This is a genomic window from Clostridium sp. AN503, assembly GCF_040719375.1.
Lineage (GTDB): Bacteria > Bacillota > Clostridia > Lachnospirales > Lachnospiraceae > Brotaphodocola.
Window position 1 is genome coordinate 2,584,451 of sequence record NZ_JBFDTP010000002.1, and the last position, 21,370, is coordinate 2,605,820.

General features: G+C 51.2%; 16 protein-coding genes and 1 riboswitch. Of the genes, 3 read left to right on the top strand and 13 right to left on the bottom strand.

The annotated features are described in order from the left end of the window. Positions 1-33 precede the first annotated feature (33 nt). The 5 genes from AB1I67_RS19385 to AB1I67_RS19405 form a co-directional block, all read right to left on the bottom strand. The gene (locus AB1I67_RS19385) at positions 34-786 is read right to left on the bottom strand and encodes a hypothetical protein (protein WP_367031773.1); all 753 of its coding nucleotides are present in this window, start codon (positions 784-786) and stop codon (positions 34-36) included. A gap of 397 nt (positions 787-1,183) precedes the next feature. Continuing rightward, a complete protein-coding gene (locus AB1I67_RS19390; RefSeq protein ID WP_367031774.1) occupies positions 1,184-2,116 on the bottom strand; it encodes a DMT family transporter in 933 nt (310 codons plus the stop codon). 43 nt (positions 2,117-2,159) lie between these two features. After that, positions 2,160-3,206 (bottom strand): FAD:protein FMN transferase, encoded by a 1,047-nt coding sequence (locus tag AB1I67_RS19395; protein WP_367031775.1) that lies wholly within the window; start codon positions 3,204-3,206, stop codon positions 2,160-2,162. Positions 3,207-3,408: 202 nt separating this feature from the next. Further along, positions 3,409-4,932 carry a UDP-glucose--hexose-1-phosphate uridylyltransferase gene (gene galT, locus AB1I67_RS19400; RefSeq protein WP_367031778.1) on the bottom strand — a complete coding sequence of 508 codons (1,524 nt, stop codon included), beginning with the start codon at positions 4,930-4,932 and terminating at the stop codon, positions 3,409-3,411. A 107-nt stretch (positions 4,933-5,039) separates the two neighbouring features. Then, complete coding sequence (locus AB1I67_RS19405; RefSeq protein WP_367031779.1) at positions 5,040-5,597, bottom strand: Gx transporter family protein; 558 nt, start codon at positions 5,595-5,597, stop codon at positions 5,040-5,042. 146 nt (positions 5,598-5,743) lie between these two features. Between AB1I67_RS19405 and AB1I67_RS19410 the strand changes: the two genes are divergently transcribed. Beyond that, positions 5,744-6,094 carry a NusG domain II-containing protein gene (locus AB1I67_RS19410; protein ID WP_367031780.1) on the top strand — a complete coding sequence of 117 codons (351 nt, stop codon included), beginning with the start codon at positions 5,744-5,746 and terminating at the stop codon, positions 6,092-6,094. Between the two features lie 8 nt (positions 6,095-6,102). On the opposite strand, the gene AB1I67_RS19415 is transcribed toward AB1I67_RS19410, so the two are convergent. Both AB1I67_RS19415 and metK read right to left on the bottom strand, forming a co-directional pair. Then, a complete protein-coding gene (locus AB1I67_RS19415; RefSeq protein ID WP_367031782.1) occupies positions 6,103-7,833 on the bottom strand; it encodes a DUF5722 domain-containing protein in 1,731 nt (576 codons plus the stop codon). A gap of 432 nt (positions 7,834-8,265) precedes the next feature. After that, positions 8,266-9,453, bottom strand: coding sequence for a methionine adenosyltransferase (gene metK / locus AB1I67_RS19420; protein WP_367031783.1), 1,188 nt, complete (start codon positions 9,451-9,453; stop codon positions 8,266-8,268). Between the two features lie 82 nt (positions 9,454-9,535). After that, a riboswitch (SAM riboswitch) is annotated at positions 9,536-9,676 on the bottom strand. Between the two features lie 168 nt (positions 9,677-9,844). Between metK and AB1I67_RS19425 the strand changes: the two genes are divergently transcribed. Continuing rightward, the gene (locus AB1I67_RS19425) at positions 9,845-10,237 is read left to right on the top strand and encodes a desulfoferrodoxin family protein (RefSeq protein ID WP_367031784.1); all 393 of its coding nucleotides are present in this window, start codon (positions 9,845-9,847) and stop codon (positions 10,235-10,237) included. Between the two features lie 128 nt (positions 10,238-10,365). Here the strand turns inward: AB1I67_RS19425 and AB1I67_RS19430 are convergent, their stop codons facing one another. The 3 genes from AB1I67_RS19430 to AB1I67_RS19440 all read right to left on the bottom strand — a co-directional run bounded on the left by AB1I67_RS19430 (position 10,366) and on the right by AB1I67_RS19440 (position 15,538). Continuing rightward, on the bottom strand, positions 10,366-11,379 hold the full coding sequence (locus AB1I67_RS19430; protein ID WP_367031785.1) for a hypothetical protein: 1,014 nt from the start codon (positions 11,377-11,379) through the stop codon (positions 10,366-10,368). A gap of 253 nt (positions 11,380-11,632) precedes the next feature. Next, positions 11,633-12,925 carry a UDP-N-acetylglucosamine 1-carboxyvinyltransferase gene (locus AB1I67_RS19435; protein ID WP_367031786.1) on the bottom strand — a complete coding sequence of 431 codons (1,293 nt, stop codon included), beginning with the start codon at positions 12,923-12,925 and terminating at the stop codon, positions 11,633-11,635. A gap of 129 nt (positions 12,926-13,054) precedes the next feature. Next, positions 13,055-15,538 carry a hypothetical protein gene (locus AB1I67_RS19440; protein WP_367031787.1) on the bottom strand — a complete coding sequence of 828 codons (2,484 nt, stop codon included), beginning with the start codon at positions 15,536-15,538 and terminating at the stop codon, positions 13,055-13,057. Positions 15,539-15,829: 291 nt separating this feature from the next. Here AB1I67_RS19440 and AB1I67_RS19445 point away from each other — a divergent pair, with 291 nt between their 5' ends. Next, positions 15,830-16,792: a DUF5688 family protein gene (locus AB1I67_RS19445; RefSeq protein WP_367031788.1), complete on the top strand. Its 963-nt coding sequence runs from the start codon at positions 15,830-15,832 to the stop codon at positions 16,790-16,792. A 28-nt stretch (positions 16,793-16,820) separates the two neighbouring features. Here the strand turns inward: AB1I67_RS19445 and feoB are convergent, their stop codons facing one another. From feoB to uvrB, 3 genes are all read right to left on the bottom strand, one after another. After that, a complete protein-coding gene (gene feoB / locus AB1I67_RS19450; RefSeq protein WP_367031789.1) occupies positions 16,821-18,845 on the bottom strand; it encodes a ferrous iron transport protein B in 2,025 nt (674 codons plus the stop codon). After that, a complete protein-coding gene (locus AB1I67_RS19455) occupies positions 18,832-19,071 on the bottom strand; it encodes a FeoA domain-containing protein (RefSeq protein WP_367031790.1) in 240 nt (79 codons plus the stop codon). The genes feoB and AB1I67_RS19455 overlap by 14 nt, the downstream gene beginning before the upstream one ends. 110 nt (positions 19,072-19,181) lie before the next feature. After that, positions 19,182-21,170, bottom strand: a complete 1,989-nt coding sequence (gene uvrB, locus AB1I67_RS19460; RefSeq protein WP_367031791.1) for an excinuclease ABC subunit UvrB — start codon at positions 21,168-21,170, stop codon at positions 19,182-19,184. Positions 21,171-21,370: the final 200 nt, after the last annotated feature.

A 21,370-nucleotide genomic window follows, 5' to 3' on the forward strand; every position in this document is an offset into this window, starting at 1 on the left:
GTCTGTTATTCTGCTGTCTGTGGCTATTCTGATTTACTGCATCAATGGAAGGATCCCCTTCGACTCGAGTACCGTTATCAGCGTATCATTCGCATCCTTCAGCCTGGAAATATCAGCGCGGATTGCTCTCTCAGATCGTTTCACATCCAGCTCCAGACTGCTTACATGGATATCCACATCCTCAATCCGCCGGCCATTTTTGCTGACCAGCAGTCCGAGTCGCTCCTGGCCTTCTTCCAGGCTTGTGATCTTACTGCTGAGTCGCTCCTGACCCTCTTCCAAGTTTATGATCTTGCTGCTGAGACACTTCTGGCCCTCTTCCAGGTTTATGATCTTACTGCTGAGTCGCTCCTGGCCCTCTTCCAGATTTGCCACCCTGCCGTCGAGACGGTCAATCTTCTTCAATTCCTCATAAATTGGCGCCAGCTTCTGATCGAACGTCTGATTCAGCCTTCGATCCAAGTTATGATCAAACTTCTGATCCATCTTTTCTTCTAATTTCAGCTCCAGCTTCTCTTCCAGTTTCTGGTCCAGCTTTTCCTCCAGCTTCTGCTCCAATTTTTCTTCCAGTTTCTGTTCCAGCTTCTCTTCCAGCTTCTGGTCCAGCTTTTCCTCCAGTTTCTGATCCAGCTTTTCCTCCAGCTTCTGGTCCAACTTTTCTTCCAGCTTACACTCCAGTTTTTCTTCCAGCTTCCGCTCCAACTTTTCTTCCAGCTGTTTATCCAGCTCTTCAGACAAGATCACACGGAATTCCTTAAAAAACAACTCGCTTTCTGCTATCTGCATACAATATCCCCCTATCACAAAAATCCTCACAGGCTCCCGCTCCATTTACTCTGCCTGCTCTGTGCACGGTTCTCTGGTCTTATACATACAGCCTCCTCCCTGGGGGCCATATAAAAACTATCTCCATTATACTGTTTTTTTACAGACCAGACAACAGCTTCCTAAATTTTCATACTTAATCGATCTTTACCGGGATTCTGCCTGATAACAGGCGGAATGTCAGATTCAGACACTTTGTGCCGGACGGCACAGGGAATTCCCAACGACAAAAATGTGGTGATAGTTTTTATATGACGAGCTATCATCTGGTAACCATACTTTAACACAGTCATCATAAAATTGCAACATTAAAACAACTGTCCCGGATCACCCATTTCAGGCTCCCGGGACAGGCTGATCACGCCCTGTCATACATCCGCTTAAACAATCCTGCCGGAATCTGCGCCAGTATGATAGCCCCAAACACGAATACACACCCCAACAACTCTCTGGCAGAAAGGCTCTGCCCAAGCAGCACCCATCCGGCCAGCACGGAAAACACCGACTCCAGGCTCATAATGAGAGATGCAACGGTGGGCTCCACATGTTTTTGTGCCACAACCTGCAGCGTATACCCAACGCCGCAGGACATAACGCCCGCATACAACACCGGCGCCCAGGCTGAAAAGACAGCGCTCCAGGAGGGCTTCTCAAAAACCATCATCAAAACGCAGGATATGATGCCCGCCGTAAAAAACTGCACACAGGAGATCACCACCCCATCCGCCTTCGGAGAAAAATAATCGATCACCAGGATATGCAGAGAGAATCCTATAGCACACAAAAACACCAGAAAATCTCCCCGACCAATGGAAAATCCCTCTGTGATACAGAGAAGGTACATCCCCACCGCCGCGATCACAACACTAACCCAAATATTCATGCCTGCTTTCTTTTTCAAAAAAAGGCCAAACAACGGCACGATCACAATATAAAGCGCCGTGATGAAACCGGCCTTTCCGACCGTTGTATAGGCAATCCCAAACTGCTGCAGACTGCTGGCAATGCAGATAAATATACCGCAGCAAATACCTCCGGTCAGACCCACCCGCCTCCGGGATCTCCGGTCAGCAACGCTTAATTCTTCCAGCTGGGTCCCATTTACCTTTCTCAAAAAGAAAATGCACGGGATCAGCACAAAACCGCCTACCAGAAACCGGCAGCAATTGAATGTAAAACCGCCTACATAGTTCATTCCCTCACTCTGGGCCACAAAAGCCACACCCCAGATGAGCGCAGTCAGCGCCAGCATTGCGCTGCTGCGCAGGGACTTCTTTTTTGAAACTTCCATCTTCTGTATTCCTCCAGGTCAATCTATCGTATCTTCCTTCAAGCTAAACTTCCATAAATTCCTTAAGCCCGGAGCTTTCCACCTCACTGCCGTCCGGAAGGATCCACAGAGCCTCCGTATCCTCCAGCGATTCTATCAATGCTTTTCCTTCTTCCAGGTTCATATTGAACACCGCCGTGGAGAGTGCATCCGCCTTCGCACTTCCCCTGCACAGGATCGTCACAGAAAGGTATTCATCCCATGGCATCAGCGTATCCGGATTGATGATATGATGGTAACGCACACCATCTGCCTCATAATACCGCTGGTAGGTCCCGCTGGTCACCAGGCACATGTCCGTTAAGTCCAGCGCATGGAGATAGCTCTGCCCGCCGGACGGGTCCGGGTTCTGGATACCTACCCGCCAGGGCTTGCCGTCCCCTTTCGCTCCAATGGTCTCAACATTACCTCCAAGGCTTAAAAGTGCCGAAGTCACGCCAGCTTCCCTAAGCTTCTCTGAAATCCGCTGCGCTGCATATCCTTTTGCAATGGCGCCCACATCCAGCTTCATATCCTTGTCCGGCAGATAAACCGTGGAAGCCTCCTTATCAATCTCCATTCTGTGAATATCCGTATGCTCAGCCGCTTTTAAAAGCATGTCCATATCCGGCACCTGGGCATGCTCCGGGTTTGCCTTTGCCATCTCGCGGTAATCATGCCAAATCGACAGCACGCTGCCCATGGCGACATTGACCTTTCCGTCCGTCAGCTCATACTCCTGAAGAGAAAATTCCAGCATATCAAGAACATCCTGATCCACCGTCACCGGCGCGATCCCCGCGTTGTCGTTGACAGTCTTTAAATTGTTGACCCCTTCATAGCTGTTGTAAATGTCAAAGACCTGATGGTAATACTGAAGCTCCGACTTTACAAGCTGTGCATAGCCGTCGAACTGTGCTTTGTCCTCCGCATAGATCGTCACCGTTGTAAACGTATCAAAATAGTCCAGATACTGGACGTCAAAGGACGTCAGCGTCTTTTGCTTCTGTCCGCAGCCTGCAAGCATCAGAGAAATAAGTCCCGCACAAATCAAACACAATCTTTTTTTCATATAACACCTTTTCTATGTTCTGTTTTTCCTTTTTCGCTTTCATCATCTGCCCCTGCTCTCGGGCACAGGCTTTTTTATCATAACACAAAAAAGGAATGATGCAAAGTCCATCATTCCTTTTTCTCTATTTTCTGCTTATTATGGAACTATTCCCTGCACCTGCCCTTTTTCCTGTCACCTTATATTATACCTGTTTTGTTTTCTATGCTTGTCCCTTAAATCCTACACTTATCAAAAACCGTCCAAACCCGGCTCTGCCCTCAGGCGTACATTTATATACCCCGGCATCCTCCAGCACACGGGCAAACACGCGGCCCACCTCGTCCTGCAGGATCCCTTCTATATTTTCGGCAGTGATCTCACCATACCGGGGCATAAACTCCTCTACCCAGTCGGCATGCTTTTCCAGCATCTCATTGCTGCGGATATCCTTCCCCGCCACGATGTACTCACCCAGAAGCGCCAGCTCATCCTTTAACCGGGAAGGCAGCACCGCCAGCCCCATCACTTCGATCAGGCCGATATTCTCCTTTTTGATGTGATGCAGCTCCTGATGAGGATGGTAAACGCCCAGCGGAAATTCCTCCGTGGTGATATTGTTGCGCAGCACCAGATCCAGCTCGTACTTATCGCTGCTTTTCCTGGCGATCGGCGTGATCGTATTGTGCGGCTCCCCATCGGTCTCAGCGTACACAAAGGACGCCTCGTCCGTATAGCCTCTCCACGCCGCAAGAACCCTATCGCCAAGATCGATCAACCGGTCCGGATCCTCCCCCCGCAGGCGCAGGACCGACATGGGCCAGTGGACAATCCCGGCCTCCACATCCTCAAAGCCCGGCATCACATAGGCCTTCGCTATCGGCGCCTTCGCCATGGCAAAGGTATAGTGTCCGCCCTGGAAATGGTCATGGCTTAAGATAGAGCCTCCCACGATCGGCAGGTCCGCATTGGAACCCAGGAAATAATGAGGAAACTGTTTCACAAAATCAAACAGCTTCACAAACGCCGCCCGCTCGATCTTCATCGGCGTATGCTGTCCGTTAAATACGATACAATGCTCATTGTAATATACATACGGAGAATACTGGAATCCCCAGCTGCTGTCATTGACCGTAATGCGGATGATCCGGTGATTATTCCGCGCCGGATGGTTCAGACGCCCGGCATAACCCTCATTCTCCATACAGAGAAGGCACTTGGGATATCCGCTCTGCTTCGCCAGCTTGGCCGCCGCGATCGCCTTTGGATCCTTCTCCGGCTTTGACAGATTGATGGTAATATCCAGATCCCCGTAAGGTGTGCTGGTCACCCACTTTTTATCCTTACACACCCGGTAACGGCGGATGTAATCCGAATCCTGGCTCAACTTATAAAAATAATCCGTGGCCGCTTCCGCTCCCTGAGCCTCATACAGCCCCCAGAACTTTGCCGCCACCTCAGAAGGACGCGGCATCAGGCAGTTCATCAGCTTCGTGTCGAACAGATCCCGGTATCCGATACTGTCCTCAATGATCCCCTGCTCACAGGCGAAGTCCAGAAGCTCCTTTAAGATGTCTTCCAGGCTCTCCACCTGATCCACCTCTGAAAAATCCTGCTCCGGTTCCTCATACTCCTCCAGATGCAGAGCCTCCAGGATCTGATTGGCCGCGTAAATCTCATCCGTCTTCTCAATCAGACCTGTCTGCAGACCATACTGTACCAGTTTTTTAATCGCTTCGTTTACCATGCTCAACCTCCCGTTTTTATTCCAATCTCTTTTTAAGTATACACCCCTGATTTTCAAAAAACCATAGAATATCCTTTGATTTTCTATCAAATTCATATATTCCGGGATCATATATTCCGGAGGACCGGAGCGATCCGATCCACGATCATGCCGCCCAGGATCCCGATCACGCCGCCGGTTATCACTCCAGCCACCATCAGCACCGGAAGATAAGAAAATACACCGCCGGTCCCGGTCACGTACATAGCCACCGTGAGCTGTCCAATGTTATGAAAAATGCCGCCCAGGATACTGACCCCGGCTTTTGAGAACCAGCCACTCTTTTTTGCCAGCACCATGACCACCAGGCTGAAGGCCCCTCCTGCCAGGGAATACATCATACTGGCAGGGTTGCTGAAGGTGAATCCCACCAGCACGATCCGTACCAGGGACACCGCCACCGTTCCTACAATGCCAACCGTATATAGCCCAACCACATTCACCAGATTCGCCAGCCCCAGCTTCACGCCAGGCACCGGTACCGGCATGGGGATCAATGCCTCAATATAACTGAATATAAATGCCAGCGCGATCAAAAGACCATACAGTGCAACACTCTTAGCCCTGTTATGTCCGGCTGGATGGCTCCTGCCGGCTGCCCGGCCGCCCTTATGTTTTCTCTCCATAAATAAACTGCATTATCTCCTTCCAACGGTTGCAAATTGACATCACACCGTATCTGTGTTATAGTTTCAAACATTGAGAGTCCCGTCCACGAGACTCTGATTTTAAGTATACCATTTAAACTGTGTTTTAGAAAGAGGTTATTCCCATGCTCAAACAAAAAAAAGACCTGCTGCTGATAGCCATTGTACTGGTTATCGCAGCAGGAGGATTCCTGGTTAACTATATGATCCACAAAAAGCCGGCAGCCACCGTGGAAGTCACGGTAGACGGACAAACCGTCGTCACCTTCGACTTGACAAAAGATACCGACACCGTCATAGACGGCTACAACGGCGGCACCAACCACCTGATCATCCAGGACGGCGTGGTCTGGATCAGCGAAGCTTCCTGTCCGGACAAGGTCTGCATCCACCAGGGGCGCATCACCATGAACGGCGAGCTGATCGTCTGCCTGCCAAACCGTATGATCGCCAAGATTGTCGCGCCGGAGGAATAGGCTTTTGCCTATTCCTGCGACTTCCATTTGAAGTTGGGGATCACATCGCTCCATTTCTGGATCCCGATGATCTCTTTTGCAAATTCCGTATTCTCCAACGTTGTTTTCCTGTTGTCGATATTCTTATAAACCGACCATGCCTTTTTCCTCATAGTAGGAATGATCTCATTGGGCCGGGTCATATCACAGTGCCACAATCCAAACATCAGGGACGAATTCACCTCCAGCGGTGCATCCACCTGTCTGCTCATAATAAATGCATCGATATAGGGGTTGCTGTCCGCAATATAATACGCATAAGCGATGGCCGCTGCCTGAAGATCATTGTTCTCGCCCCGTGTCAGGCTCTTAGAAGTAAAGCCCTGCTCTGAAAGAATGATATGACGCACCTCCCCTTTGGGATTCCTCATATTGCCGTTCTGCATATAATCCGTCAGCACGCTCAAATTCTTTAAATTCACCACTGGAGAACCAGCATCATAGGTGATCAGCCCGGTCTGGTCGTCATCCCAGAACTCCGGCTCCGTCATGGGAATGGAATATGGATGGTACGCCAGTCCCCAGTCCATAGGACCGCCCGCTCCCGTCATATCCGCAAACCGGTCGATAATATCCTTTGCATTGTACTTATTCTTTCCATTTGCATCATGATTCCAGTTATAATCAGTTGAAAAATACAACCGGTCATTCTGGTTCGTACTCTTGATCGCCGTGTAGAACACCCGGAATGCCCGCTCATACTCATGGACATACTGGTCAATGGGCATATCACCCATATAATTCCACTGCTGGTTGTTGATCTCATTTCCAATGATCCAGTTAGATACCTTCCCATAAGGAGAACGCAGGCTGCTGTACCGGTCCGCCAAAAACGATGCGATCGCCTTGATCGTCTCATATCCTTCCTGTGTGGACGCATTAAACCCATAATAGAACACCTGGTTCTCCGGCTGCTTCGTCACACCCGGATATACCAGCTGCGGCGTACTGTCATTCCAGCCATTTAAGATCACTGCCGTCACCGTCATGCTCTTTTCCGACATCTTGCGGATCGTGCTGTCATACTGTTCCATCAAAGCCTTGTTAAAGCTGTAGGTCTTCCCGTCATACTCATAATTGATCCCTTCTCCCAGAATATGATGGAACGGAATATTGACGATCACATGATTGACGCCCAGTTCAAACGCATCCGCCACCATGCTGTCCGTATTCTCGATCAAAAGCCCCTTCTTGGTCTGAGCGTTCTTATACGGGTCCGTATGCTTCGCAACCGCCTCCGGGTTCGTCACATAAGCCGTATTACTCACCTTCGTATACTTCTGCCCGTCAAACACAGCCACTACAAACTTGGAATACAGCCGGTCTTCTGCCGTACCCAGATTCAGAGGCACATCAAACGACAGGGCATCCCCCTTGGTGATCCAAGCCAGATAATCCGTCCTGTCCCCGATCTCATCCTCATATGGCTGCAGTTCAAACAGATACAGATAATTGTCATAAAAAGCCGGGTCCGACCATGTCCCCTCCATCTGCCCGCGGATAGCGATCTGATTCCCGCCCTCTATCCCGCAGGTCAGAATATGCGCAAACTCCGTCGGCGCCGGAGTCGCCGGAGCTGTACTCTCTGCCGCCGCGCTCTCCGTAACAGTATCCGCAAAAGCCTCTATACTCCCCATCCCCATCACCGCTGCCAATACCACCGCCGCCAGCCTTCCGATGTGGCCTCTCTTCATTACCATATATTGTCTCCTCCTTAAGATGTAAGTCTTCCCTATTATACCCAATCCCCCCTCAAATACAAGTCCCCGCCGCCTTACGTTGTCTTACATTTTCCTTAAACCATATCATTCCTCACGCAGCCAGTACACAGCAGCAACACAGCCTGGGCGGGTGGGGGAACGGTGGAAAACCCTGTCGGCGATCTGTGAAGGAGTGTTAGAACCGGTTACTAAAAAACGGCTCCAATCAGGGCCGAGCACGGGACCACAAGTCCCGCGCGCAGTGGTCACCTGAACAAGACCCGCATCAAGCGGGGGTTGCGAATGTGACCATTGCCCTGATTGGAGCCGTTTTTTCAGTTACCGGTTCTTCACTCCGGAGCCGTGAGCCGACGGGGTTTTCCACCGTTCCCCCGCCCGCCCAGGTCTGCGTCGCTGCGTACTTCTGCCAAATCAAAGATATCTTTTCAATACCTCAACTTTATCCATTTTCTCCCACGGCAATTCCAGATCAGTCCTCCCGAAATGTCCATACGCCGCAGTCTGTTTATAGATCGGACGCCGCAGATCCAGCATCTTTATGATCCCCGCCGGTCTTAAATCAAAGTTCTCGCGGATGATCTCCACCAGCCTTTCATTCCCCAACTTCCCGGTTCCAAAGGTATCCACCATGATCGAGGTCGGATGCGCCACGCCGATCGCATAGGACAGCTGGATCTCACACTTGTCAGCCAGACCCGCCGCCACGATATTCTTTGCCACATAACGGGCAGCATAAGCCGCAGACCGGTCTACCTTTGTGCAGTCCTTCCCGGAGAACGCGCCGCCGCCGTGACGGGCATATCCGCCGTAGGTATCCACAATGATCTTCCGTCCGGTCAGGCCGCTGTCACCATGTGGCCCGCCGATCACAAAACGCCCCGTAGGATTGATAAAGAACTTGGTCTCACCGTCCACCATATCCTCCGGCAGGATCACATCAAAAACATGCTTTTTAATATCCTCATGGATCTGCTCCTGGGTCACATTCTCATCATGCTGAGTGGACAGAACCACTGCATCCAGACGGACCGGTCTGCCTTCAGCGTCATATTCTACCGTAACCTGGGTCTTTCCATCGGGACGCAGATAAGGCAGAGTGCCGTCCTTGCGCACCTTCGTCAGCTGACGTGCCAGCTTATGCGCCAGAGCGATCGGATACGGCATATACTCCTCCGTCTCATTGCTGGCAAATCCGAACATCATACCCTGGTCTCCCGCCCCAATGGCATCCAGCGCATCGTCGTCCATGGTATTCTCCTTCGCCTCCAGCGCCTTGTCCACGCCCAGCGCAATATCAGAAGACTGCTCGTCCAACGCCACGATCACACCGCAGGTATCACAGTCAAAGCCGTATTTGGCACGGTCATATCCAATCTCGCGGACCGTTTCACGCACCAGCTTCTGGATATCCACATATGCATTGGTCGTGATCTCACCCATGACCATCACAAGGCCGGTGGTAACACAGGTCTCACATGCCACACGGCTCATCGGGTCTTTTTCCATCAGCGCATCCAGGATCGCATCGGAAATAGCGTCGCACATCTTGTCCGGATGTCCTTCGGTTACAGACTCAGAAGTAAATAATAATTTCTCCACTTTAAATCCTCCTTCATTTCAAAACAAAAGAAAAGCCCGTAGCAATCATACTGCGGACTTGATCTATTCACTATATCAAATCCTCTTATTGCTCGATTTCTCGCTCAGGTTGGCACCTTCCGCCCGCTCCTGCCGACCTGGTATCGCACCAGGCACGCTGCATTCCGCTCGGGGTTGCCGTGACTTCACAGATCCTTTGTATCTCCATCACTCTGAATAAGGGATTACGCACTTTTCAATTGTTGGTTCTATCGTTGCATGAAATATACTAACAGATAACCCAAAACCTGTCAAGAAAAATATACCTTGGGTTTCCCCGAATATCCATAACGAATTGCCGGAATACTAATGCAGAAACCCAAGAAATCTATGATTGAAACGGAGGACTCCCATGCAAAATGAACCTTTATTTTTGACGGATAAGGAACGAACCACCATCATTGAAGTGATCTGCGGCTCCGCAAACGCCGCTCTCCCCGACTGTTTTAAGCCTTTTGAGCCTTTGACTCCCAATATCTCCGAAGGAGCTGCCGAAAAGCATCTCCCGGTGATCGAGACAGACGGCACCCACGTGACGGTCAAAGTAGGAAGCAATTTCCATCCCATGACGGAGGAGCACAGCATCGACTGGGTGTGCCTGGTGACCAAAGCCGGCTGTGTACAGAGGATCCATTTAAGCCCGGACTGTGAGCCTGTGGCTCATTTTTCCATCGAAAAAGGGGATCAGCCGAAGGCAGCCTATGCTTACTGCAATCTCCACGGCTTCTGGAAAACCGAGGCGTAGAGAGGGATGCGGGCTTAAGAACATGCATCCGCCGGACGTGCTTACAAAATGAAACAGCGTATATTTTGAAAATATACGCTGTTTCATTTTGTCATATCTGCGTTAAATCAAATCCACATCCCATCTGCTTACTGGATCCACACTCCGTTTGCATCCACCCAGTAACCATCCGGTGTCCTGGTGTTGGTCAGCATCGCGCCGCTGTTGGTATCACAGTAGTACCAGGCATTGCCGGACTGGATCCACCCGGTCCGCATATAACCCACGCTGTCAAAGCAATACCAGATGCCGCCAATCTGCAGCCAGCCGTTCGTCGGATAGGAACCATTCGCGTAACGGTACCACCAGCCCACATTGTCCTTGATCCACTGTGCAGTGGAGGTTCCCGGGGTTGAACTGGTGTTGGTGCTGTTATAGTCATTGCTCTTATAATTGTAGGTGCCGGACTGAATCTTGGAAAGCAGCTCATCATCTACATAAAGGTAATCAGACTCGTACCACTCGCCCTTTTTGTTGTTATTATTCACAACACGGACCTTGAAATAATACTCGCCGGTCCTTGTGATCCTGGAAGCGAAATTGTAATATCTGTTGGTGGTCGTCACCGACTCTCCCACGGAACTGCTGCCCCGGTACAAACGCACCTGATAGTTCTTGGCGCCATCCGTTTTCTCCCACTGAGCAATGGGTGTGGTCTCTTCCTCCCAGTAAACCTCGTCGATCTCCAGGCTTCCTTCCAGCGCGTCCAGCGTCAGCTTCACGATCAGGGTGGAACTGCTGTCCTCCCTGCGGGAGCCAGTGTAGCTGGCGTCATCGCCTCTCAGCTTCACCTTGCTGGAACTCATGGAATCAAAATAGTAATCAGAGTCCGCCTCAAGGGTCACTTCTATCTTCGGCTTATCTCCGGCGGTCCATTCACCGTCATCGTTCACAACTTCAACATCCGTCACGCGGTAGTTGCTGCCTTCTGTAGTTACAGACACGTCACCGCTGTCCTCTCCCGGCTGGATATCAGAGTCCACCGTCAGCTCAATTTTGCTGATCTTGGTCCTCTCCTCTTTCGCCATCGCCGATCCGGCAAATGCAGCCGTCATCAGGCCTGCACACATCGCAAGCGCCAATCCTTTTCTCCATAACTTCATATTCTTCTCCTCCTTTGATTCAAACCACCTGTTTTCTTTTTACGTTAACAGAAGCTTTTATTCTATAATAACATATTATCTGGAAATCGTGTCTAAAATATGGCCAGTTTTTAACAATTTGCTTACAGAAAGAATACGAATAATTTAAAAGGGTTGTTTCTCACCAGCAGCCAACACCACCTGTTAAAAAACAACCCTTTGATTCTCCATTTTCATCTGATTGGAAAAAGCCCTGCTAAAAGCAGTCTCAAACTCAGCCTATCTTCAACTTGAATTTCTGCGCTTCCTTCTCGGAATCCACAATCTCAATGGACGCGCCAAGACCCTGCAGCTTCTCCTCAAAGCACTCGTATCCGCGCTGGATATAGCCAATTTCATCCACCACCGTATAACCGCTTGCGGAAAGTCCTGCCAGCACCAGTGCAGCCCCTGCCCGCAGATCAGGTGACTCGACCTGGGCGCCGGTAAATCCCTTCACGCCGTCAATGACTGCAACATTGCCTTCCACCTTGATATTGCCGCCCATGCGGGCAAGCTCGTCAACATATTTAAAACGGTTCTCAAAAATACTCTCTGTGATCATGCTGGTCCCCTCGGCAAGGGCCAGGGTTACCGCCATCTGCGGCTGCATATCCGTAGGAAATCCCGGGTATGGCAGTGTTTTTATATTGGTAGAGCGCTGTTTCGGCCTTCCCACCACACGGACCTCGTCATCTCCCTCCAGCACCTCACAGCCAATCTCGATCAGCTTTGCAGTGATTGCTTCTAAATGCTTCGGTATCACATTCTTTACGGTGACGTCTCCGCGGGTGATCGCTGCGGCACACATAAACGTACCGGCTTCAATCTGGTCCGGAATGATGGAATACTCCGTGCCATGAAGCCTGCGCACGCCGCTGATGCGGATAATATCCGTGCCTGCCCCCTTGATATTGGCGCCCATGCTGTTTAAGAAGTTTGCCACATCAACCACATGCGGCTCCTTCGCTGCGTTCTCTATGGTGGTCTTTCCCTCTGCCAGGGCTGCCGCCATCATGATATTGATCGTAGCGCCTACAGATACCACATCCAGATAAATATGTCCCCCCACCAGATCGATCGCGTGTGCAACTACCGCACCGCGCTCAATATCAATCCTTGCTCCCAGCGCGCGAAAACCTTTCAGATGCTGGTCGATCGGCCTGCTGCCGATATTGCAGCCGCCCGGCAGCGGAACCTCCGCACTCTTGTACTTACCAAGCAGCGCTCCAATAAAATAATAGGATGCACGGATCTTACGGATGTACTCGTCATCCACCGATACTTCGCGGATCGTGGATGCATTGATCTTCGCCGTATGGCGGTCCAGACGCTCCACACTGGCGCCGATCTCCTGGATCGCTTCCAGCAGCACGTTGATATCCCGCACATCCGGAAGGTTCTCAATGATAACGTCATCATCTGTCATAATCGCAGCCGCCAGAATACCCAGCGCAGCATTCTTCGCTCCGCCGATCACTACGTCTCCAACCAGCGGGTTGCCGCCCTTCATAATATATTGATTCATCCCACACCTCAGCCAATTTCTATTCAAAATTTCCCATATATATGAATTTCTTTACAAAATCATTAATTTTCTATTTAAGTTTCTTAATGATTATACCACATATATCTGATTTGTAAAGTAAAACGCGCATTACTGGAGTTGAACCGCGCAGATAAAGTCATTCCCACGGAGCCGGAAAAACTCGGTGCTGTCGTTTAATCCCGCTTTGTAAATCTCACCGGTAGACGGGTTATAGACATTCACATTGTACTGGTCGAAACCACAGAGTATCAGGTATTCCCCCTCTCCCGTGTAGCCCAGCACCGGAATCCCCTGGTCGATGAAATACAGCATCTGCATCATGGAACAGCCCCTGCTGTCCAGAAGCACCACCCCGTCATTATAGGTCCTGCTCGAAGTAAATCCCTCCAGATGACGCTCCAGCGGCGCAAAGGCCGTGAGGGGATCGCGGATATTTTTGATCGTTCCCCGGTTCACCCGGTTCCACAGCATCTGACGGTTAGCATCCGTCACGAACCCCATTTTGTCATAGGCAAGCTGCACAGCCTCAGCAAAATCCATGGTGACCTTTAAAAGATGTCCGCTGCCATAAGCATAAAACTGCATGCCCTGTACCTGGTAATTGGACTTAAGCTCCAGGATATCTGCCTGGTCAAAGCTTACGCGCTTTGGCACTGACAGGCGGATATTCCGGCTGTTTTTCGTCTCCCCGTCCAACTGGACAAAGTACAGCTTTCCTTTATCCTGGGAAGCGTACCAGCCGATGCCGTCCAGCTTCCCCGGCCCCATATCCACGTTGCACACGATCGTATCTTCCTCTGCCTCCACATAGCTCTGCTCAGACAGACGGGTAACCCGCCTTAAATGGATACGGCTCTCTTCCACATGCACGCCGGAAACATAATAACCGCTCTTTTCGTAGCTGGTCTCCTCCTGCATCTGATCGTTTATGATCTTCACACTGTACATCGGCAGGTCTTCCACACGCCCATTGATCAGCCAGGCATCCGTCTCCTTCGCGATCCCGTATACCAGGTCACGTCCAACAAACCCGAGCGTCCTCACATACTCATCGTCAGCTCCGTGTATTTCCCGCTTTTCCCCGGTCTCTAAATCCATCAGATGCACCGTCTTCGACTCATAAAGCTTCCCGCCGTCCTGCCATGCGATCCGCTTTTTATCTGTGCTCACGGCATAGCTGCCCTCCGCGAGAGCGTCCGCCACGACCATATTCTCACGGCTCTTCAGATCAATCCCAAAAACTGCATGATCCACGAACAGATACAGCATATCTGCCTGGGTCCGGTACACCAGTTGTTCCAGATCATCCTCAAGAGCCTCATAGGAGCCTGAAAACGGAATGAAGAAAAGCTCTTCCAGCGCATTCTCCCCGGCATCGTAATGATATCCCACCACGCCTGTGCTGCCCTCATGGTTGCCTCTGTTCATATATCCGTACACCAGAAAATCCACATCTCCGCTGTCTGCAACAGACAGGATCTGCACATCATGCTGATCATAATTGCTGCGTACATCCGCCGTATTCCCGTCACGGAAGGAAAATACCTTGACCGCATGACGCTCATGTCCATCCTGCCGGTAGGTCCACAGATCACGGTTTACGCGATAAGCATACACCTTCCCGTCCAGACTGCGCTTCACTTCCACCCTGTCGTCATTTGTGATCCCCAGAAGGATGCGTTTACCGGAATAATCCGTGCGCTCCCCCTGAAAAACCTGGTTGACTTCCCGCTCATAATCCATCAGGTAGGTGCGAAGCTCATTCCACTTCATGGTAAAGTTCTCTTCCACCTCGTAAGTCTCCATGATGCCTTCCTCGCCCTCCCGGGATGCCAGGAAGTTGAGCTGAACGCTGCACATGATCCCATCCAGCTCCTTTAGCTTTACCTGGACCTCGCCCATCGGCTGCATCTTAAGCCTCCCCCATGTGAGCTGGGAAAAACTGGAGCGTATGGAGGTTTTCCCGAAAGTACTGTTATCCTCCGTGGCATTGGTCTCAAGATAAGTGACCAGATCCCTGGCCTGTTCATAGTTGAAGGTCTTTGCAGAAAAATCCACCGCCAGGTCTATCATGGACTGGATCGTGGCGTCCTCTGTCCACAGGATCCGGGTATAATAATAGACCGGACCATGCTGCTCCGTATTCAGTTCCAGCCGCAGCAGATACTGCCTGTCTCTTGCCAGAAGGTTCTGGATCGGCAGGACTACCCGGAGACCAGACTCTGTCTCCTCCCAGTCATCCAGCCGGGTCCGCTCCACCAGACGCTCCCGGTCCATGCTCCGGATCTCATAGCTGATCCCCAGCACCTTATCGCCTCCGCCGGTGATATCCAGCGCCAGCGCCCGGTCCTCCGGAATGATCGTCAGCACATCTCCCGCCACGGAATTGTCCATCTCACGGCAATATCCTGCCATACGGTTCATGCTCCGCCCGTACATCTCGGCGTTTACCACCGGCAAAGCTGCTTCTCCCATGGCTACATATACTTCATTGGCCTGCCCTTCGTTGTTTCTGGCCGCAAAAAAATATACCAGCAGTGCCGCTGCAAAAATTCCAAATAAAATCCCGACTTTCTTTATTATCTGACTCATATCGTCCGTATCCTTATATTTTCACTTATATATCCTGTTGGTTTCTTCAAATGCAGTTTTCATTTCTGTATGGACAGAATGTCCTGCACTCTCATATTCTATCTGGTTTCCATCGAAACTACAACAAAATCTTTTATTAAATTTATTTTCCGCTTGCACACCAGCCGGAAATCAGCTATAATGATGCTTACCATTTCTGGTATTCGGCATTCACAGGTTATCATTTTTCATCAGAATCATGTTCCCTGCATGTCACGCAACAATCTGATTTTCTACTAAAGGAGGTATACTATGGTATACGAGACATTTCTCACTACGGTCACCAGTCACTTACAGGCAGCTCTGGGAGAGGATTACCACATGACGATCCGCCCGCTTCCCAAAAACAACGGCGTCATACTGGACGGGCTTACGATCTGCGGTCCCGGCATCGATATGGCGCCTACCATCTATTTAAATCCTTATTATGAGCAGTTTAAACTGGGGATGAACATGGAGGAGGTCCTGGCTGACATCCTGAAGCTTTACCGTTCCACACCGGCGCCGGACTGTTTAAAAGAAGCAGACCTTTCGCAGTTTGAAGCCCTGAAATCCCGGATCATGTTCCGGATCGTCCACACTGCCTCCAACCAGAAGCTGTTGTCAGACGTGCCGAACCTGCCCTTTTTGGATCTGTCCATCCTGTTTTATCTTTTTCTGGAACGCAATGATTCCGGCCAGATGACCGCTCTGATCCACAACGACCATGTGAAGCGCTGGAATGTAACGGAGAAAGAATTGTGGAAACTGGCCCTTGAAAACACCCCCCGGGAATATCCTGCCCAGATCCAGAGTATGACCGACATGATGAAGGAGATCGCAAGGGAGAATCTTGCAGACGGCTTTGATGAGGAGCTGATCGAAGCGCTGTTGGATGACGAGGAGGGAGTCTCCCCGCTGTATGTGCTTTCTAATATAAACGGGCTTTATGGAGCCGGATGCATCATATACCAGGACGTATTAAAAAACTTCGCAGATACCCTGGACCGGGATTTGATCATCCTCCCGTCCAGTATCCACGAAGTTCTGATTACCCCGGATCTGTCCGGGACATCTTATGAAGATTTAAGTTATATGGTCACCAGCATCAACCGTCAGGAGGTCCCCATGGAGGACCAGCTTTCCAATCAGGTGTATCTCTACACCCGCGCGGACGACCAGCTCCGCATCGTATCCCACGCTGCCAAAACAGTCGGCGCGGCATCACTGAACTGATGGGATCACTCCCCAGTTCCCTTTATGCTCATAACCTGATTCCGATCTGATATACCAGCACCGCGGCTGTCCATGCCACCAGAAGCTGGAATGCCACCATGCCGAGCGTGAACCTCCAGGATCCTGTTTCACGCTTAATGGTGGCAACTGCCGCCACGCATGGGGAGTACAGCAGGCAGAATACCATGAGGGCATAAGCGCTGGCACTGCCAAAGCCCGCCACCGCAAGACCGGAGGTAAGCTCTGCCATACCGGCTGCGGAGTTGATATTGCTGATCCCATACAGTACGGAAAAGCTGGATACTACCACTTCTTTTGCCGACAGACCGGAGATCAGCGCCACGGCAATCTGCCAGGTTCCCAGTCCCGCCGGGTTCAGCAGCGGAACCAGTGCCTTCCCTACGATGGCAGCAAAGCTCTGGGTCACATCTGATATGTAACCGTGGATGCCAAAATTCATCACAAACCACAGGATAATGGATGCCACAAAGATCGTGGTTCCCGCTTTTGTGAGGTAATCCTTCACCTTATCCCAAACATAGATGAAGACGGTCCGCTTGTTGGGCGTCTTGTACTCCGGCAGCTCTATGAGCAGCGTGTCTTCCGTGCCGGACCTGTCCATCCTGCGGAGGATAAAGGCCACCAGAATGGCTACCGCCAGACCTATCACATACAGGGAATATGCCACCATAAGAGCCTTCCCCGGAAAGAACATCTCCGCAAACAACACATAGATCGGCAGCCTGGCAGAGCAGGACATGAACGGCGTGATCAGTATGGTCCGTCTCCGGTCCCGCTCACTTGCAAGCGCCCGGGATGCCATCACCGCAGGAACCGTGCACCCGAACCCAAGAAGCATAGGCAGGAATGCCTTGCCGGAAAGCCCTACCCGTCCCATGATCTCATTCATCACATAAGCTACACGGGCCATATAACCGCTGTCCTCCAGAAAGGCCAGCGCCAGAAACAGAATAAAAATATTCGGCAGGAAGGTAAGGATTCCGCCCACACCCGCGATGATTCCGTCCACCACCAGTGAGATCAGCCAGCCGGAAACCTGCAGCTGCTCCAACAGATTCAGTGCAGAACCGGAAAACCATTCCAATCCGATCTCAAAATATCCTTTCAGGAAATCGCCCACCGTAAAGGTCAGGAAAAATACCCCTGCCATAATGCCCAGGAAGATGGGGATCCCCCACACAGGATGGGTCAGCCAGCTGTCGATCCGGTCAGTGGCGGCGGCCTTCTCCTCCTTGTTGAACAGGCATTCCTGGATCACTTCCTCGATATAGTCGTATTTCTCGTTGATGATCTTCTTTTCGTAGCTGTTCTCAACAATATGGCTCAAATCCACCGGATGATCATTCATAACCTCCCGGTCTTCTTCTAAAAGCTTGACTGCATGCCACCGCATATTCTCCATCTCGCCGTACTTGGCCTTAAGGATATGCTCGATCCTGGTGATCTTCTGTTCAATCTCCTCATCATAGCGGATCACCACTCCCTGCGGCTCCTCCTCATAATGATGGACCACCGCATGCATCAGCACATCCAGCCCTGTGCGTTTCCGCGCAGACACAGGTACGACCGGAATGTGTCCCAGCATCTCAGGAAGCCGGTGCATATCGATCTCCATGCCGCGCTCCTCTACGATATCCATCATATTCAGCGCCAGGATCACCGGTTTTTTCAGTTCCAAAAGCTGCATGGTCAGATACAGATTGCGTTCTAAGGAGGAGGCGTCCACGACATTGATGATCACATCCACCTCGCCGTCCTCAATACAGCGCCTTGTGACGATCTCCTCTATGGTGTAGGAAGTCAGGCTGTAGATGCCCGGCAGATCGATGACCCGGATGGGGCGTCCCTTGTAGGTGGTAGTTCCCTCCACCCGTTCCACAGTCACTCCCGGCCAGTTTGCAACCTTTAAGTTCGCTCCCGTAAAAGCATTGAACAGGGTCGTCTTGCCGCAGTTGGGATTCCCAACGAAGCCTACGCGGATCTCCTGAGAGTCCGTTCCTCCCTGGATCCGCTGCTGTCTAGCGTCCTGCATCTGCCTGGCCCTCCTCTATCTGGATACCCTCGCTGATCCTCCCGCCTACTGCCAGGCGCGTACCGCGTACCTTAAAGATCACAGAGCCGCTGCCCTTCTTATTCAGAATCGTCACCGGAGTCAGTTCATTGACTCCAAGCGCTTCCAGACGCCTGGTGATCGTATCATCCACAACCACACTTTTCACCAGATAAGTGCAGCCTATCATTCCTTCATTCAGCTTCATCGGTTTCTCCCCTATCTTGATACCTGAGAAAAATATACCCTTATTGACTTCCTTTGTCAATAAGGGTACCCAAAACCATATGAGATAATTTCTCAATAAGCCCGGATGTCTTAAGACTCCACCTCCAGCAGCATCTGCTTCACCTGGAGCATCCGGTCACGCAGCATGGCAGCTTCCTCGAAGTTCAGCTCCGCCGCCGCCTGGTGCATCTTCTTCTGCAGTTCCTTCGCCAGCTTCTTGAGCTCTTTGGCATCCATGGACTCCATATCCTTCTCGTCCGCAGATGCATCCCGCTCCGCCGCCTTAGAGATCGCGATCAGGTCACGGACCGCCTTCTTGATGGTGGTCGGAGTGATCCCGTGTTCTTCATTGTATTTCTGCTGGATCTGCCGTCTGCGGTTGGTTTCGCTGATAGCGACCCGCATGGAATCCGTGATCTTATCCGCATACATAATGACATGTCCCTCAGAGTTCCGGGCCGCACGCCCGATCGTCTGGATCAGGGAGGTCTCCGACCGCAGGAACCCTTCCTTGTCGGCATCCAGGATCGCCACCAGCGTGATCTCCGGAATGTCCAGGCCCTCACGCAGCAGGTTGATCCCCACCAGCACGTCAAACACGTCAAGGCGCATATCCCGAATGATCTCAGCCCGCTCCAGCGTATCGATATCCGAGTGCAGATATTTCACCCGGATGCCGACCTCACGCATATAATCAGTCAGATCCTCTGCCATCCGTTTCGTAAGCGTCGTGATCAGGACCTTATGATGCCCCGCCACCTCCTTATTCACCTCGGAAACCAGATCGTCGATCTGCCCTTCCACCGGACGGACAGAGATCTCCGGGTCCAGAAGTCCGGTCGGCCGGATGATCTGTTCCACGCGCAGCAGTTCATGCTCCGACTCGTAGACATTGGGCGTCGCAGAGACGAACATCATCTGGTCGATCTTGCTCTCGAACTCTGTGAAATTGAGGGGCCGGTTGTCCAGCGCCGACGGCAGGCGGAATCCAAAATCCACCAGCGTAGTCTTTCTGGAGCGGTCCCCGGCATACATCCCTCTTACCTGCGGCAGCGTGATATGAGACTCGTCGATGATCATCAGGAAATCATCCGGGAAATAGTCGATCAGCGTCCACGGTGGTTCTCCCGGCTTCCCAAAAGTCAGATGCCTGGAATAGTTCTCAATGCCGGAACAAAACCCCGTCTCCCGCATCATCTCCACATCAAAATTCGTCCGCTCCGAAATCCGCTGGGCTTCCAGCAGCTTATCCTCGCTCTTGAAATACGCCACACGTTCCTTCAGCTCCTCTAGGATGTTCTCAGTGGCAAGCTGCAGTTTTTCCTTTGGCACTACATAGTGGGATGCCGGGAAGACAGCCAGATGTCCCAGCTGGAGCTTCCCTTCCCCGGTCAATGTGTCAATCTCGGTGATGCGGTCTATCTCATCCCCAAAAAATTCAATGCGGTACGCCTCGCTCCCGGAATACGCCGGAAATACCTCCAGCACATCTCCCCGCACCCGGAAGGTTCCCCGGTGGAAATCCATGTCGTTTCGGGTATACTGGATATCGATGAGCTTGTGTATGATCTCATCCCGGTCTTTCACCATTCCGGGACGCAGGGAGATCACCATCTCCTGGTAGTCAATGGGGCTGCCCAGACCATAGATGCAGGAAACTGATGCTACAATGATCACGTCCCTGCGTTCGGACAAGGCGGCTGTGGCAGAGTGGCGGAGCTTGTCGATCTCGTCATTGATGGCGGAATCCTTCTCAATATAGGTATCCGTGGACGGAACATAGGCCTCGGGCTGGTAGTAGTCATAGTAGGAGACGAAATATTCCACGGCGTTGTTGGGGAAAAATTCTTTGAATTCTCCGTACAGCTGAGCCGCCAGCGTCTTGTTGTGGGCGATGATCAGAGTTGGCTTGTTCAAAGCCTGAATCACGTTCGCCATGGTGAAAGTTTTACCGGAACCAGTGACTCCCAATAAAGTTTCGAACTGGTTACCTTCTTTAAAACCTTTTACCAGTTCAGCGATCGCCTGGGGCTGGTCACCGGTTGGGGCATATTCTGATACTAGTTCAAAATGATCCATACTCCCTACCTCCATTTGTGATTTTGAAGTATTTTTTTAAGCAGTTATTAGGGTGTTGCACCCATGTCATTTAAGCTGTTAAAAATGGCAAAAACTGCTGCGTACAGCGACTTTTATTACTGTCTTTGCTCTAATTTATTTTCTCTATGAATTGCCATGTGCATGTTTTCTTCTAATACTTCTTTGAACGGTATAGATGT